This is a genomic window from Exiguobacterium sp. QJM3NY_9, assembly GCF_056173545.1.
The window spans coordinates 520,016-535,628 of record NZ_CM149679.1 but is presented as its reverse complement, the minus strand read 5'-3'; the positions used below and the strand labels follow the sequence as shown (position 1 = coordinate 535,628).

The window sequence follows — 15,613 nt, the reverse complement described above, 5'->3', positions numbered from 1 at the left end:
GTACACTAGATGAAAGACTATCGACCGCGAAGGGACGAAATGCCGTGATTCAGCACATCAATAAAAATTCACCACTCCCCATCTACTATCAAATTGAAGCTGCATTAAAACAACAAATCGAAGGCGGGGTGTTGCAACCCGGCGATTTAATTCCTTCTGAACGCGAATTTGCTGAAGCCCATCAAATTAGCCGGATGACCGTCCGCCAAGCCATCACGAATCTTGTCAACGCCGGCTATTTGATTCGTCAAAAAGGACGCGGCACATTCGTTGCGAATAAAAAAATCGTCATGCAATTATCTGGACTGACAAGCTTTTCGGAAGAAATGGAACATTTAGGGCTCGAACCTGCAAGCGAATTGTTGTCGTATCAGATGATTGCTGCCGAAATGACGATTGCCAATAAACTCGGAATTCGTGAAGGCGCGACCGTGTATGAATTGAAACGACTCCGGATCGCTGATGAACAAGCGCTTGCGCTCGAGACCGTCTATATTCCGGAACAGTTGTTACCTGGATTGAATCAGGATGTTGCGACGGCGTCACTCTATGCTTTTGCTGAAGCAAGCGGACTCAACCTCGGTCGTGCAAGCCAGACGTTCGAATCACGCCTCGCGACAAAAGAAGAAGCGCAACATCTCGGACTGACGACAGCTGCGCCCGTCTTGTCGGTTGAACAATTGACTTTCCTCGCGACGGATCAACCGTTCGAGTATGTCATTTCTGCTTATCGGGGCGATCGCTATACGTTTACTGTTGAAATGGAACGCCGCCGCTAATGTTTAATATCACAAAAAGACCCTGCCGCAAAAGCCGGCAGGGTCTTTCAGCGTGTAGACAAAGTGATATCTGAAAATAAAAGTGTCTTTTTTCGTTGCTTTCCTGGGGCGAGGCGCAAGCCGTTACTCCTTGGTCCTCACGGCCAACGAGCAGGGTCTTGCCTGCCTCTGCAGTGCGTTAAAAACGCACTTTTTCCCGTAGGAGTCAACGAAACATGACGCTTTTTAGGTAATAGCGTGACGAAAAGCCGGGCATGAAGACGGTTTAGAGCGCCACGATTCGTCTCGAATCGCTTAGAACCGCGAAAAGCAATCGGTCGCGACCCTGCAGCTTTGCTGTAGCGGCGCGGAAGATTGCCGCTTTGAAGACGAGGCGAGACAGGGAAGCGCGAACTGTTGCTTCTCGATATCACATTTTTACGTTTCATAAGAGTTTGCCTACAGTCTAAAAGACCCTGCCGCAAAAGCCGGCAGGGTCTTTTAAATCGTGCTCGAGAATCAAACTTACACTTATTGAATCGTCGAATCGGTTTCTGTCGTTTGGTCCGTTTCCGTCGGTAACTCTGTTTCATCTTTAATCGGCGCAACTTCTTGCCCTTGCATGGCTTGCGCTAAATTATTTTTGACGAGTTCTAACTGATTCGGATCCAGATGATACTCCCATTTCCCACTGATTCCGATATAGCCTTCTCCAGCAAGCTGGTACTCCGTCGTATTTTGTAAAGCTGTCGTGAAGTCCGCGAGACGCGTGTAGTCATTTGGACCGAGATTTGTCTCAACATTGTCTCCGACCGCGTTCAAAATATCACGGTATGCACCGAGTGAGCGGAAGCTTGCGGCTTCTTTTGCAACGGCTTGGATGACTTGCATTTGCTTTTGTCCACGACCGATGTCACCGAGTGGATCATCATGTCGGTTACGAACATAAGCGAGTGCTTGTTCTCCCGTCAGGTGCTGCATCCCTTTTTCCACGGTAATCGTATCTGCTTTACGTGCAGAATCTTGTTCTTTAAATGCATAACGGACGTCAAGATCGACACCGTTTAATGCATCGATCAATTGAACGAATCCTTGGAAATTTACTTTGACGACATGATCAATTTGAATCCCAAGAAGATTCTCCGTTGTCTCACGCGCTAACTTAATCCCGTTGTATGAGTTCGATTGATCCATCGAACCAAAATAATGCGCGTGGGTAATCTTATCTTGTTCGACCCCTGTTTTTCCATAAGGTACATCATAGTTCGAGTAGTCGATGTTGACGAGTGAATCACGCGGAATACTCGTTAAAACGAGTTGCTCCGACTCTTTATTCAAGATACCGACAATCATGACGTCAGAACGTGCCGGTTCATTCCGATCTTTACTTGCTTTTGTTTCATCGGTTCCTAAAATCAAGAAGGATTCGGACGGGACATCATCATATTTCGAACTCACTTTTGAGCCGGGGATTGTAATCTGTGTTTTTGCTAAAGTTTCTTGTGTTTTTATAAAAACCGCTCCAGCATAACCAGAACCAATCACTGTTAGAAGTAATAAAAGTGCTGCTATCACTTTTATGAACATCTTACCAGCGCTCGGTTGCCTCTTTCTTGCTGATCTCGTTTGCATGTTCAAGCCCTCATTTTCACGTAAATTTTCTGTAAAGTGCGCTAATCTCCATTATCCCTACATTTACTGAAATGTCAATTTACGATTCGATTAAACTATGACGCTTGCAACACCATGCACTAAAGACATCGTATCTCCTAGCGAAAAAAGAGGTCCGGGAAACCGCATAGCGGAATCACGTACCTCCTGTAGTCAATCATTTTATAAAATTCGTATAGGCTGCGCGTCCAGTACGTTTCGCTTCTTCAGACAATAAGGCGGCAGCTTCCTCGTCCAGGACAATCATCACGTCAGCATGACGTTGGAGAATCGTCGCCGGACAATCGGTCGTCGCCGGACTTTCCATCATATCGCGCACGGCTTCTGCTTTTCTGGCACTAGAGGCTACGAGCAAGATTTTTTTCGCTTCCATGATTGTACCGAGCCCCATCGTGATTGCATGTGACGGAACATCTTCTAACTTTTCGAAGAACCGCTGATTCGCTTCACGCGTCGATTCTGTCAACTTCGTTACGTGGGTCGTCGCGTCAAACGAGGTCCCGGGTTCGTTGAAGGCAATATGTCCGTTCGAACCGATTCCAAGCAATTGAAGATCGACACCAAGCTTACGAACCAGGTGTTCGTAACGTTCACTTTCTGCATGGGCATCTTCCGTGTCTCCGAATGGAAGATATGATGTCTTGAAGGCAACTGCATTAAACAGATGTTCCTTCATGAACGTGTGATAACTTTGCGGATGCGTCGGGCTAAGTCCGACATATTCATCAAGATTGACCGTCGTTACGTGCGAACAGTCTAATGTATCTTGACACCACTCTTCATAAACGCCGACAGGCGAACTCCCTGTCGCCAGCCCAATCGTCAACCCTTCCTCTTGCCGTTGAATTTCATTTTTGAGAAGTTGATACGTGACTTGTGCCAATTCTTCAGCCTTTTCGACAATCATCCATTTCATAAAAATAGACCCCCTTCATTTTTTAAATGTATGGACTGCTCCACGATGAATCGTCCGCTCGACAAATAATGATTCATCTAACACAACGAAATCAGCATCTTTACCAATCTCGAGCACCCCTTTTTTCGTCAGACCAAATTCTTCTGCCTGATTGATTGAAGTCATCCGTACCGCTTCTTCAAGGGAACACCCTGTAAAGGCAATAATATTCCGGAGCGCTTGATCCATCGTCAGGACACTTCCGGCTAAATTTCCGCTCGCTAGTCGCGCTGCTCCATCTTTTACGTCGACCGCTTGGCCACCGAGCTCATACTGACCTTCTGGTAAGCCTTTTGCCCGCATCGCGTCCGTGATGACGGTCAACCGGCTTGCTCCTTTCATCCGGTACGCAAAATCAACCATTTCTTTTGCACTATGAATCCCGTCCGGAATGATTTCCGCACGAACCGCTGGATTGAGTAGACAGTATCCGACTGTTCCCGGCTCGCGATGATGCAGTGCCCGCATCTGATTGTACAAGTGTGTCCCGTGGACGACGTTCCCTTGCTCATTCTGCTCGTATGTTGCGTCGGTATGGCCGGCTGACGGAACTGCCCCCGTCAGACGGACCGCTTCTTCAAATGCCCGCGCTCCCGGTCGTTCGGGTGCATAGGTGACGAGTTTAATCTGACCACCTGCTGCCTGCTGCCACTTTAAAAATTGTTCGACGTCCGGCTCAACGATATAGTCGAGTGGTTGGGCACCCGCATAATCCGGATTAATAAACGGTCCCTCGAGATGAATGCCTTCAATCGTCGTTGTCTCGGTTTCCATCACTTGCCGCGCCGCCTCGAGTGCGCGCGTAATTTGACTCCAGTCTTGAGTGATCGTCGTCGCAAAAAAGGACGTGACACCTTCCGCTAACATCGCTTGACTAAGACGCATTAAGCCTTTTTTATCGGCGTCCATCGTATCGACGTCATATCCCCCATGAATATGAACATCGATCATTCCTGGAATCAATTGCTTCCCTTCTAAATCAAGTACCCCTTCTTCCGCCACTGGTACATACTTCGTCATATCGCCTAGCTCGCTGATCGTCTCTTCAAACCGAATGAATCCCTTCTCTATCACGGTCTGACCCGTATAGATGTTCGCATTGATGATGACAGTCATATCTTCGCTTCCTTTCTTGCTTTGCCTCAAGAGTCGTTTCTCTCTGTTTAGTATAACGCCTCTATTTCTAGTTGTATAGACCTTTATACATTTGTTTAATAAAAAAAGAAGATTCCATACATTCCTTGGAATCTTCCCTGATTGATAAACGCGTAATCCTCACCGTCATGGCAGTAACACGCGGTCTTTCTTTTTAGAAATGAGACGTGTCACTTTTAAAATCGCAATCGTCAACGATTGACGTTTGCGATACGCCAAGTAACGTCCTTCCCACTTTGGATCATATTTTTCTTTGTAGCGTCTTAGGCCTGTAAAGCTATACATGTAACGAATGTTATTGAAGACGTCAGCCGCGACACGTTCTTGCCAAAATGACGTTTCGTCTTCTCCAACGGCAGACAGTGGTGCCATTCCCATATTGAACGTATGATAGCCTGCTTCTTTTGCATACTCAAACAAACGGATGAACATCGCATCCATAATCCCATTCGGTCCATCAGGACGGAAGCGCATCAAATCGATTGATAAGACACCGTCTTGATAAGCAGGCATGAACGTCATGAAGCCAAGCAAGTCGCCTGCCGCGTCACGCATGATTCCTACGGGTGCTTGATTTAAATAGTCTGACTGAAAGTATCCGAGTGAAAATCCTTTTTCTACTTTGTTCCCTAACCAGTCATCTGATACGTCACGTAACGATGTAAGTAAGGCATTTGAAAATGGCGGTTTTTCAACTTCAAACGTCATGCCTTCTCGTTCAAAACGATTTTTAATGGAACGTAGTCCAGCTCGCTTCTTACCAGAAACCGTAAACGTCGTAATATCAACAATTGCTTCTTCACCTAACTTAAAAAAGTTAAAACCAAAATCATGATACAGGGACATGTTTTGCGCCTGAATCTGATAGATGTTCGGAATGTAGCCCAAATCCTCGACGCGGCGTAGAAACGTACCAATCAATTGCGAATGTTCATCCGGGTTCCCACTCGGGTCACCCAACACAATAATCCGATTTCCCGTCTGACTGAATTGAAGAAATGCCCGACCCGATTCTGAGAAGAAAAATCGTTTATCCCCTAAAAAAGCCAAATGACTCAAGTAGTTTCCGCCTTCTTCCGTCAACGTCTGACGGACTTTCGTTTCATCAAAAGCCTCTCCGAGGACCGGATGGTTAAACGTGTTGAACAGGCGAATGAACACTAACAAGTAAACAAGTGCAAAAATCGTTGCACTTGCTGCAAACATCGAAATTTCATGAGACGGATACACTTCCGTTCCGTCTGCAGACCCTAACGTATAAAACGTATACCCGAAGAAAACAAATCCACCGAGGTAAAGTATCCCGGCCAACGATGCACGCATTAACCGCATCGTCGTAATCAGCGTCCGCTCGCGGTGGAAAGATTTTGCCGAAACCGTCAGCAAAATGAGCACAACGAGAACCGCAGAAAGCGAGATTAAGTTGAATCCTCGTAAGGCCATCCCAATCAGTGCGAAGAATGATGCCCCGTATACCATATAGAGCGAACGTTTCGTCCGTCGATATAACGAGGGTGCCAGTAAGACGAATAATAACCCGCCCATCAAGAAGAAACTGTTCCCAAGTAGTAATAATTCATGCGGTAAACGGGCTTCTAGAAAATCGTATTGTGACGAGACCGGCGGTAAAATCGCAAGTCCCCAAATCGCAATACCTGCGAGCAACGTGATCAAGGCTAACGCAAAATGACGGACCTTACTTAAAAAGCGCAGTTGCAAGCGCCAAATGACTCCACCGACTTCGACGGATGGTCCGACGATCGGCTTATCTTCAATCATTTTGACAACAGGTCCACTAAATTCGCGTGCTGAGAACACCAGTCCAATCACAAAGGGCACTATGTAATAGACGAGACGGTAAATCAACAGTCCCGTCAAGACGCTTCCTTCCGCTACACCAGCGCGTTGCATACCAATCAAAAAAACCAAGTCAAACGAACCAAAACCCCCGGGAACCATCGAAATCAATCCGGCCGTCGCCGCGATGATGAATACACCGATGACTTTCGCAAAACTGACGTCCGTTCCGAGTGCCTGTAAAATTAAATAGACGACGACACCGGCACTGAACCATTCTACGAGTGAGACGAGTGAATACAGTACGATCGACGATGGTCGAATGCTACTCGCCCCGCGTCTGAACGTAAACAGGAGATATAAAGGGAAGAAAAGTGCGACACCAATGATAACGGGCCAAAGCCATTTTTTAAAATCGAGCACTTCGAACGCCGGGAAAATATTTAATAAAGACAATGCAGATAAAATCGATAGTCCACTAATCAACGTCGGCGCCATCCAGCCGATAGCCTTCAGGAGACGACTTCCTTCAACGAAAGGCCGATAAAGCGCCGTCCGAACCCCCATACCGGCAAGACCACCAAATCCGATGATTCCGTTAAACGAATTCGCAATCCACGAAGCCCGGAAGACGAGTCCGAGCGGCGCTTTGACCTCCAAAGAACGTAACAGGATGACGTCATAAAAGAACATCGTCGCGACGGCAAGGAGACCGGCACCGACTAAAAGAATGAACTTCCATGATGGGATTTGCTGAATGGCTTGAATCGATTCATTTAAAGATAAATTTTTCAATTCACTTTGTCCTTGATACAAGATAAAGAGAATTAAAGCAATCGGTAAAATAATTTTCGCAATCGTAACGATTCGTTGTTTATTGAGCTTCATCCAACAACCTCCTTTGACTTCTTGACGAGATAGACCAATCGTAAGAGCAATAACGTTGCTCCGACCGCAAGACCAATAATGAGTCCCCACCAGTAACCGTCCGGTCCAAGTGTCGTAAACCGTTCGAAATAAAAACCGAGCGGTAAGCCAATCACCCAGTACGCCGAAATCGTCAAGATGAATGTGGCATTGACATCTTTAAAACCACGTAACGCGCCTTGAGTCGGTGCTGCGACCGCATCGGATAACTGAAAGAAAATCGCGAGAATCATGAAATGTGCAGCTAGATTGATTACTTCCGGATCATTGCTATAGAGTGCCGCGACCCGTTCATTTTGTAAGTACAAGAGTCCGCCGGAGAAGAGCGAGACAGCAATACATAATAACAGCCCAATCCAAATGTACTGGACGGCATCCTTGACGCGTTTCGCCCCAACTTCGTACCCGACAGTGATCGTCAAAGCTGACGCAGCTGACAGGGGGAGCATGTAGACGAAGGATGCAAAGTTGATTGCAGCTTGATACGCACCGATTACGACATCCCCATACGCACCGAGTAACAACGTCACGGCTGAGAAAATACTGACCTCGGAAAAAATTGCTAGTCCAATCGGCGCCCCTAAAAAGACCAGTTCCTTAATCCGAGTAAAATCCGGTTTGTAGAATCGCCGTAAAATACCGAGGCGCTGGAACAGTTCCCCTTTTAGAACGATCCCGGTAATGGCGATACACAATAACCAATATGTGATTGCCGTCGCGACCCCTGCCCCGACACCCCCCAACTCCGGAAAACCAAACTTTCCGAAGATAAAGAGATAATTGAAAGCAACATTAATGGGTAAAGAGAATAATAATAATACCATCGTGATGTTCGACTTCCCGAGAGAATCGACTAATGTGCGAAGGACAAAAAAGATAAACATCGGAATGATACCAAATCCGAGCATGATGAGATAGACACGTGCGACACGTCTTGCTTCACCCGATAATTCCATCTGATTCAAAATCGGATTGACGAACAGTAAACCGAGTACTAACGTGACAACGATGATGAGTACTGAAACGTAAAGTGCCTGAACGACGATTCGTTTGACTTCACGCTCCTTCCTTGCACCCATTGCTTGCGAGACGAGCGGCGCGACGGCTAATAAAATACCCGTCAGGCCTGTGTAGACAGGCGCCCAAAGACTTGCTCCGACACCGACACCAGCTAAATCGGCTGAGCCGTATCGTCCAGCCATGACCGTGTCAAAAAAGCTAATCAAATAAAAAGCGACTTGCGTCACTAAGATTGGAAAGAAAATTTTCATGAATTGTTGAATCTTTCCAGACAACGTAAACGTTTCTAACATGACTTCACCACATTCCAGAGCTAAGAAACGGCTCTATTTTAATCATTATTTCTATCTACTAGCTTGTTCTACGTAAAAACCGTGAGGAGGGATTCATATGAATCATCGCGATACTGAAAACTTAACGTTCGAACTACTTGAAACGTGGGCGACATTCAACCACTATGCGAAAGAAGCCCAACAGTTTAAAAATCCGGAAGATGTCCACCAAGCAAGAATCCGTCTTCGGAAATTGATTACGTTCGCTACACTTGTCGGTGAGACAGATGAACCGGTTTATCTGATTTGGAGACGACTGATGCGCGCATTTGGCGAGGTCCGTGATTTAGACGTCCAACTCGAACAACAATCTGTCACGTCACCCGTCGAGCAACTATTCGCCGAACACCTCGCGCTCCAACTACAAGGAAAACGAGCAACGCTACTTGAAACGATGCATCTTCTCATTTCAAGCGAACTCGATAAATCCGTCCGTCGTTTCTTAGCAGGACCGCTGACAAAACGATTAAAACGGATGGATGAAAACGATTTGATTCACGCGGCAAAAAAACGATTTGATAAAAAAGCACAAAAATACGAAAAAGTGCACCATACAGAAGGACAAAAAAGAATCCAAAAGATGCACGAATTGCGTCTTGCGACAAAGTACTACCGCTATACATTAGAATACTTGCGTCCTTATACCACTCTTCCGAAGTCGACCGTCGATCGTCTAAAACGCGTTCAGACCCAGCTTGGCCAAATCAATGATACGTACAACCGGCTCGAACGGTGGCGCGCATTTACACCACCGGATGAATACCAATTGAAACGCGCAAAAGAAGTTACACGACTCGAACAAGCCTTAGTGACGGCACTGGACGACTTTTCACTCGATTAAGGGTGACGCTGGACGAGCAGCTCAAGCATTTTTGTACCCGCGATTGAGTTTCCTTTTAAATCGAGGGCTGGTCCAAAAATACCGATTCCGAGATCTGCCATATCGAAATCACTACGTCCACAGGCAACGATGGCACCCGAGACACCACTTTTCCCGGGAAGTCCGACTTGAACAGAAAACTCACCAGAAGCATCATACATGCCGCACGTCGTCATGATCGCACGAATGATTCGCGCATTACGACGAGAGATGACTTGATGGCCGGATGGTGTTTTTCCTGACTGGCTTAAAATTTTACCCATCATCGCGAGTCCTTTACAGTTCGTCAAGATTGCGCATTGTTTTGTATAGACATCGATGATTTCTTCGACATTTCCTTCAATGACTCCGTGATAGCGCATGAAGTACAGCAATGCCCGGTTCAAATCCGTCGTTTCGAATTCGGATTTTGCGACTTCCGCGTCGTACTTGACCATCTCGACTTCGATGTCGAGCAGACTCGCGATGAACTCGCGCAGTTTGAGCAGTTTATCTGCCGCATCTTCCCCAGGTAACATACTCGTCACAGCAAGCGCTCCTGCATTAATCATCGGGTTGAGCGGTTTTGTCGGAATCGTCTCCTCAAGCTTCGCAATCGAGTTGAAGGCGTCCCCCGTCGGCTCCATTCCAACTTTTGAAAAGACATAATCCTCACCAAACGTTTCGAGGACGAAGGCGAGTGTGATGATTTTAGAAACACTTTGTAACGTAAATAAAGTGTCTGCTTCACCAGCAGACACAAATGTCCCGTCGGCATTGCAAACCGCAATTCCAAGTTGCGTCGGTTCTGACTTCGCAAGCTCCGGGATATAACTCGCAACCTGTCCGAGTACTGTATAGGGACGACATTCATCAATTAATTCTTCTAGTTGTTGTTGTGTCACGTTCATGTACTTCCCTCTTCCTGTTTTTTTATAGCTTATCATGCTTTGTCAGAACGAGATATGGCAAGGCGTAGTTTTGACCGTGAAAGCAAGAAGCTCGGGAAAAGTTACTGTAAAAACAACAAAAAAATCTGAACATCATCGAGATTCATGCTTTGAATGTCGACGACGCTCAGATTTTTTAACACATTGACGCTACATTAACGAATGACGAGTTCTGAACCGTCTGCGTCGATTGCGACATGCGATCCATCCTGGATCGCTCCGCTAATCAACGCCCGTGCCAGTTTTGTCTCGATCGTCCGCTGGATATAACGATTGATTGGACGGGCACCGTACTGAGGTTCGAAGGCTTCATCGAAGATCAACGTTTTGGCGGCTTCTGTCACATCAATCGTAATTTCCCGACCTGATAAACGATCTGCCATCTTCGCGACCGCTTTATCGATGATCCGCTCGATTTCTGCGCGGTGCAATGGATGGAATAAAATCGTGTCATCAATCCGGTTCAAGAATTCGGGCCGGAAATGATTTTTCAGTTCTTGACGGACAGCTTCTTCTTCGGCTGCATCGATGTAACCATCTTTGGCGGCTTCCAACAAAATGTTCGCTCCAATATTTGAGGTCATGATGACAATCGTGTTTTTGAAGTCAACGACACGTCCTTGCGCGTCCGTCAAACGACCATCGTCGAGCAGTTGAAGTAAAATATTAAAGACATCGCCATGCGCTTTCTCGATTTCGTCAAATAAGAGAACCGAGTACGGACTGCGACGGACCGCTTCTGTCAATTGTCCGCCCTCTTCGTATCCGACGTAACCCGGAGGCGCACCAACGAGACGGGACACATTGTGTTTCTCCATATACTCCGACATGTCAATCCGAATGATGTGATCTTCACTGTCGAACATCGCTGCCGCAAGTGCTTTCGCAAGCTCGGTTTTCCCGACACCGGTCGGACCGAGGAAGAGGAACGAACCGATTGGCCGGTTCGGGTCCTTGATTCCGGCCCGAGCCCGGATGACGGCGTCTGATACAAGGCGGACGGCTTCGTCCTGACCGAAGACCCGTGTATGCAGCGTATCTTCGAGATGGAGCAACTTCTCCCGTTCGCCTTGCGCGAGACGAGTGACCGGAATCCCCGTCCATTTCGAAACGATATCTGAAATTTCTTCATCTGTCACGGCTTCGCGGACAAGTTCATGGGAGACGTGTTCTGCCGATTCTTCTGCTGCATGTAACCGATTTTCGAGTTCCGGAATCTGTCCGTATTTGATTTCAGAAGCCGTATTTAAATCATACCGGCCTTCTGCTTCTTGTAAGGCAAGTTTTGCTTTTTCGAGATCTGCCCGCAGCTGCTGGACACCTTGCGAACTTTCTTTTTCATGTTCCCACCGTGTCCGAAGCGCACTCTCATCTTCACGCGCTGAACTTAATTCTTGTTGAAGCGTCTCAAGGCGTTTACGCGAGGCCTCGTCCGTTTCTTTTTTAAGAGCTGCCTCTTCGATTTCAAGTTGCATGACGCGGCGAACGAGTGAATCAAGTTCCGCCGGCATCGATTCCATATCCGTCCGAATCATCGCGCACGCTTCATCGACTAAGTCGATTGCTTTGTCCGGCATGAAACGATCCGTAATATAGCGATCGGAGAGAATGGCCGCTGCGACTAGGGCATTATCATGGATTCTGACACCATGGTGAATTTCGAACCGTTCTTTTAATCCGCGCAAAATCGAAATCGTATCTTCGACGTCCGGTTCTGCGACGAGGACTTGTTGGAACCGGCGTTCGAGTGCAGGGTCTTTTTCAATATATTTCCGATATTCATCGAGTGTCGTCGCCCCGATACAGTGCAACTCACCACGGGCAAGCATCGGCTTGAGCATGTTACCGGCGTCCATCGCCCCTTCTGTTTTTCCGGCTCCGACAATCGTATGCAGCTCATCGATGAAGAGAAGAATTTGCCCTTCCGCTTCCTTGACCTCATTTAAGACGGCTTGCAAACGTTCCTCGAATTCACCCCTGTATTTTGCGCCGGCGACGAGCGTACTCATATCTAAGCTGAACAACTGTTTATTTTTCAAGCTCTCCGGTACATCACCACGCACGATACGTTGGGCGAGTCCTTCCACGATTGCCGTCTTCCCGACACCGGGTTCCCCGATCAGAACGGGATTGTTTTTTGTTTTTCGGCTGAGTATCCGGATGACGCGGCGAATTTCATCGTCCCGACCGATGACCGGGTCTGTTTTCCCTGACCGGAAATCAGCGACAAGATCCCGTCCATATTTTTTTAAGACATCAAATGTCGCTTCAGGATTTTTAGTCGTCACTTTCCGATTACCACGCATCGCTATGATGGCTTCGCGTAATGTCTCTTCCGTCACACCTTGCCCCCGTAAATATTGTGTTGCAGGACTCGTTTGTTTCGAGAGTGCGAGTAAGAGATGTTCGACCGAAACATACTCATCTTGCATCAAACGGGCTTCTGTTTCCGCTTCCGTCAACACGTTCAATAAAGAACTACTGATCCGTGGTGTCGAGACTTGCGCGAGCGCCGGTAATTTTTCAATCGCTTGATTGATGGCTTGTTCCATCTGATCCATCCGCTGATCGAGTTTTTCAAAGACGATCCGAGCGATTCCTTCTTCCTGTGCGATTAAAGCGAGTAATAAATGCCACTCTGTGATTTCACTATGCCGACGTTGTTTCGCAATCGCTTGCGCTGATACGATTGCCTCATGAGCACGATCCGTTAATTTCTCAAAGTCCATGTCGCATTACTCCTTTACTGATAATTGATTTTCCCATTCTTCATAAAACGTTGCATCCATCTCAGGCAACTTCACTTCTAATTGAACAAGTAAAGCACCCCGATGCCCGTCTTGATTACTTAAGCCACGATTTGGAATGCGTAGTCTTGCACCTGGTTTCGTCCCCGGCTTGACCTTTAACTTGACACGTTTTCCTTCAAGCGTATCGGCAATCACTTCGCCACCTAAGACAAACGCCGTCGGATACACACGCACCGTCGAAATGACATCCTGTTCGTGTCGACGGAACCGGTCGTCATCTTTGAGATGAATCGTCACGTAGACGTCACCCGCCACTCCACTTCGGTTACGCAATGAACTTTTTCCGCGTAAACGAACTTTCTTCCCTTCGTAGACGTCTTTCGGAAGACTCATCTGAATCGTTCCTGAAGCTAGACGAATCGTTACTTTTTCATTTGTACTGAGGTGACTGAGTGGTACCGTCAGTTCAAGTTCTTCATCCGTCGATTCTTCTTCTTGGTTAAAAAACGAACCGAACATGTCTTCAAAACCAAAGGATTGACCGCCACCGGTCGGTCGAGACTGTCGTCCATTGTATTGACGGAAGATGTCCTCGTAGTCTGCTGATTGCCCCGGACCCGCGCCAGCCATGCGTTCAAAGTCACTTCCATAACGATCATACTGCGTCCGTTTTTCTTCATCCCCGAGGACATCAAAAGCCTCCTGAATATCTTTAAAACGGCGATCTGCACTCGCCTCTTTATTGACGTCCGGGTGAAACTGTTTCGCAAGTTTCCGATACGCTCGTTTGATGTCTTGATTCGTTGCCGACTTTTCGACACCAAGCGTCCGGTAATAATCTTTTGCCATCTCACTTCACTCCTTCACTTATTAACTCTGTATCTTAATTATAAAATCGAATCGTTAATTGGTCAAATATAGTCAAACTTTTTCATCACGGCTTCTCTTCATCTTTTCACTTTACGGTTTTTCTTCAAACAAGTTTCATGAACCGACTCATGCTATACTGATACCCATAGTTATTCACAAGAAGGAGCGATAAACAAATGGATGGAAAAAAACGTGCAGACGTCAAGCCTGGACTACGTGTCAGCATCGTCTTAAAACAGGATCAGCGTACGGGGAAACGGACGGAAGGAATCGTCAAAGACTTATTGACGAAATCACCGAACCACCCGCACGGCATTAAAGTACGCCTTGAAGATGGTCAAGTCGGTCGTGTTCAGGAAATTCTTTAAGTAGATAAAAAGGCGTTCCCGTCGTGGAACGCCTTTTTCGATTACCGTGTCGCTAAATAACGTAATGTCGCTTCGACTAATATCTTCGCTGCGTCGACCATCGCCGGCTCTTCAAAGTCAAAGCGTGGATGATGGTGTGGATAATGTGATGCATCACCTGCACCGGTAAAGAAGAACGTCCCCGGAACTTCCTTTAAATAATAGGCAAAGTCTTCCCCGCCCATTGTCGGATCAATTTCAAATACACTTGTATCCCCGATCACGTCGCGGGCGACAGCTTCTAAAAAATGTGTCTCAACCAAGTCATTGATGACAGCCGGATACCCTGTTTCATAGTGGAACGTATACGTCGCACCCGCTGCATCACAAATCCCTTTAATCGTCCGCTCCATCTCCGAGACGATTTTTTGAGCAACCGTCTCATCAAACGTCCGGACGGTCCCCGTCAATTGTGCCCGGTCAGCAATGACGTTGAACGTATTCCCGGCATGAAGCGTCCCGATCGTCAAGACTGCTTGCTGCAATGGATCGAGACGACGGCTGACGATACTTTGAAGTTCTTTGACAATCGTTGCCCCGAGTAGTACCGCATCAATCGTTTCGTGCGGTTTTGCCCCGTGTCCGCCTCGGCCGAACAATGTTAACTCGAATTTATCCGCCGCTGCCATGACGGGACCAACCCGTGTTCCGATCGTCCCCAGCTGGGTCGTCGACCAGAGGTGTGTTCCGAAAATAACATCGACTCCTTCAAGACAGCCGTCAGCAATCATCTCACGTGCTCCACCCGGTACCACTTCTTCCGCATGCTGGTGAATCAAGACGACATTTCCCGTCAGCTGTTCTTTTTGACTGACGAGAACTTCCGCGACGGCGAGTAATGTCGCGGTATGACCATCATGACCACACGCGTGCATGACTCCTGGAACAGTCGAACGATAATCAACCGTTTTTTCATCTTGAATCGGTAACGCATCAAAATCTGCCCGTAATGCGACCGTTTTCCCCGGTTTTCCTCCTCGAATCGTTCCGACGACACCACGTCCTCCGACATTTCGTCGGACTTCGATTCCAAGTTCTTCGAGACGACTTGCGATATAATTCGGTGTCTCAACCTCATGAAAAGAAAGTTCAGGATGTTGATGTAAATATCGTCGGCGTTCAACCATTTCCGGAAATAGCTGTTCGATCCGGCTCGCTATCG

At 47.2% G+C, this 15,613-nt stretch carries 12 protein-coding genes; 3 read left to right on the top strand and 9 right to left on the bottom strand.

The features are described from left to right. Window positions 1-44 precede the first annotated feature (44 nt). Window positions 45-779 (top strand): phosphonate metabolism transcriptional regulator PhnF, encoded by a 735-nt coding sequence (gene phnF, locus AC0VYQ_RS02640; protein ID WP_088836299.1) that lies wholly within the window; start codon window positions 45-47, stop codon window positions 777-779. Between the two features lie 510 nt (window positions 780-1,289). Here phnF and AC0VYQ_RS02635 read toward each other — a convergent pair. The 5 genes from AC0VYQ_RS02635 to AC0VYQ_RS02615 all read right to left on the bottom strand — a co-directional run bounded on the left by AC0VYQ_RS02635 (window position 1,290) and on the right by AC0VYQ_RS02615 (window position 8,576). Next, complete coding sequence (locus tag AC0VYQ_RS02635; RefSeq protein WP_475404192.1) at window positions 1,290-2,390, bottom strand: LCP family protein; 1,101 nt, start codon at window positions 2,388-2,390, stop codon at window positions 1,290-1,292. A gap of 196 nt (window positions 2,391-2,586) precedes the next feature. Next, window positions 2,587-3,345 (bottom strand): glucosamine-6-phosphate deaminase, encoded by a 759-nt coding sequence (gene nagB, locus AC0VYQ_RS02630; RefSeq protein ID WP_475404191.1) that lies wholly within the window; start codon window positions 3,343-3,345, stop codon window positions 2,587-2,589. Between the two features lie 15 nt (window positions 3,346-3,360). Further along, on the bottom strand, window positions 3,361-4,500 hold the full coding sequence (gene nagA, locus AC0VYQ_RS02625; protein WP_088836295.1) for an N-acetylglucosamine-6-phosphate deacetylase: 1,140 nt from the start codon (window positions 4,498-4,500) through the stop codon (window positions 3,361-3,363). Between the two features lie 165 nt (window positions 4,501-4,665). Beyond that, entirely contained in the window at window positions 4,666-7,224 is a 2,559-nt protein-coding gene (gene mprF, locus AC0VYQ_RS02620) for a bifunctional lysylphosphatidylglycerol flippase/synthetase MprF (RefSeq protein ID WP_475404190.1), read from the bottom strand. After that, window positions 7,221-8,576, bottom strand: a complete 1,356-nt coding sequence (locus tag AC0VYQ_RS02615; protein ID WP_088836293.1) for an MATE family efflux transporter — start codon at window positions 8,574-8,576, stop codon at window positions 7,221-7,223. The genes mprF and AC0VYQ_RS02615 overlap by 4 nt, the downstream gene beginning before the upstream one ends. A gap of 97 nt (window positions 8,577-8,673) precedes the next feature. On the opposite strand from AC0VYQ_RS02615, the gene AC0VYQ_RS02610 reads away from it, so the two are divergent. Next, on the top strand, window positions 8,674-9,456 hold the full coding sequence (locus tag AC0VYQ_RS02610) for a CHAD domain-containing protein (RefSeq protein ID WP_475404189.1): 783 nt from the start codon (window positions 8,674-8,676) through the stop codon (window positions 9,454-9,456). Here the strand turns inward: AC0VYQ_RS02610 and glsA are convergent. The 3 genes from glsA to AC0VYQ_RS02595 all read right to left on the bottom strand — a co-directional run bounded on the left by glsA (window position 9,453) and on the right by AC0VYQ_RS02595 (window position 14,023). Then, on the bottom strand, window positions 9,453-10,385 hold the full coding sequence (gene glsA, locus AC0VYQ_RS02605) for a glutaminase A (protein WP_029332607.1): 933 nt from the start codon (window positions 10,383-10,385) through the stop codon (window positions 9,453-9,455). The two genes, AC0VYQ_RS02610 and glsA, sit on opposite strands and share 4 nt — an antisense overlap. 194 nt (window positions 10,386-10,579) lie before the next feature. Beyond that, window positions 10,580-13,153, bottom strand: a complete 2,574-nt coding sequence (gene clpB / locus AC0VYQ_RS02600; protein ID WP_475404188.1) for an ATP-dependent chaperone ClpB — start codon at window positions 13,151-13,153, stop codon at window positions 10,580-10,582. Between the two features lie 6 nt (window positions 13,154-13,159). Continuing rightward, window positions 13,160-14,023 (bottom strand): DnaJ C-terminal domain-containing protein, encoded by an 864-nt coding sequence (locus AC0VYQ_RS02595; RefSeq protein ID WP_475404187.1) that lies wholly within the window; start codon window positions 14,021-14,023, stop codon window positions 13,160-13,162. Between the two features lie 197 nt (window positions 14,024-14,220). Between AC0VYQ_RS02595 and AC0VYQ_RS02590 the strand changes: the two genes are divergently transcribed. Then, a complete protein-coding gene (locus AC0VYQ_RS02590) occupies window positions 14,221-14,412 on the top strand; it encodes a YwbE family protein (RefSeq protein WP_029332605.1) in 192 nt (63 codons plus the stop codon). A gap of 41 nt (window positions 14,413-14,453) precedes the next feature. Here AC0VYQ_RS02590 and AC0VYQ_RS02585 read toward each other — a convergent pair whose 3' ends face one another. After that, window positions 14,454-15,578 (bottom strand): M20 family metallopeptidase, encoded by a 1,125-nt coding sequence (locus AC0VYQ_RS02585; protein ID WP_475404733.1) that lies wholly within the window; start codon window positions 15,576-15,578, stop codon window positions 14,454-14,456. Window positions 15,579-15,613: the final 35 nt, after the last annotated feature.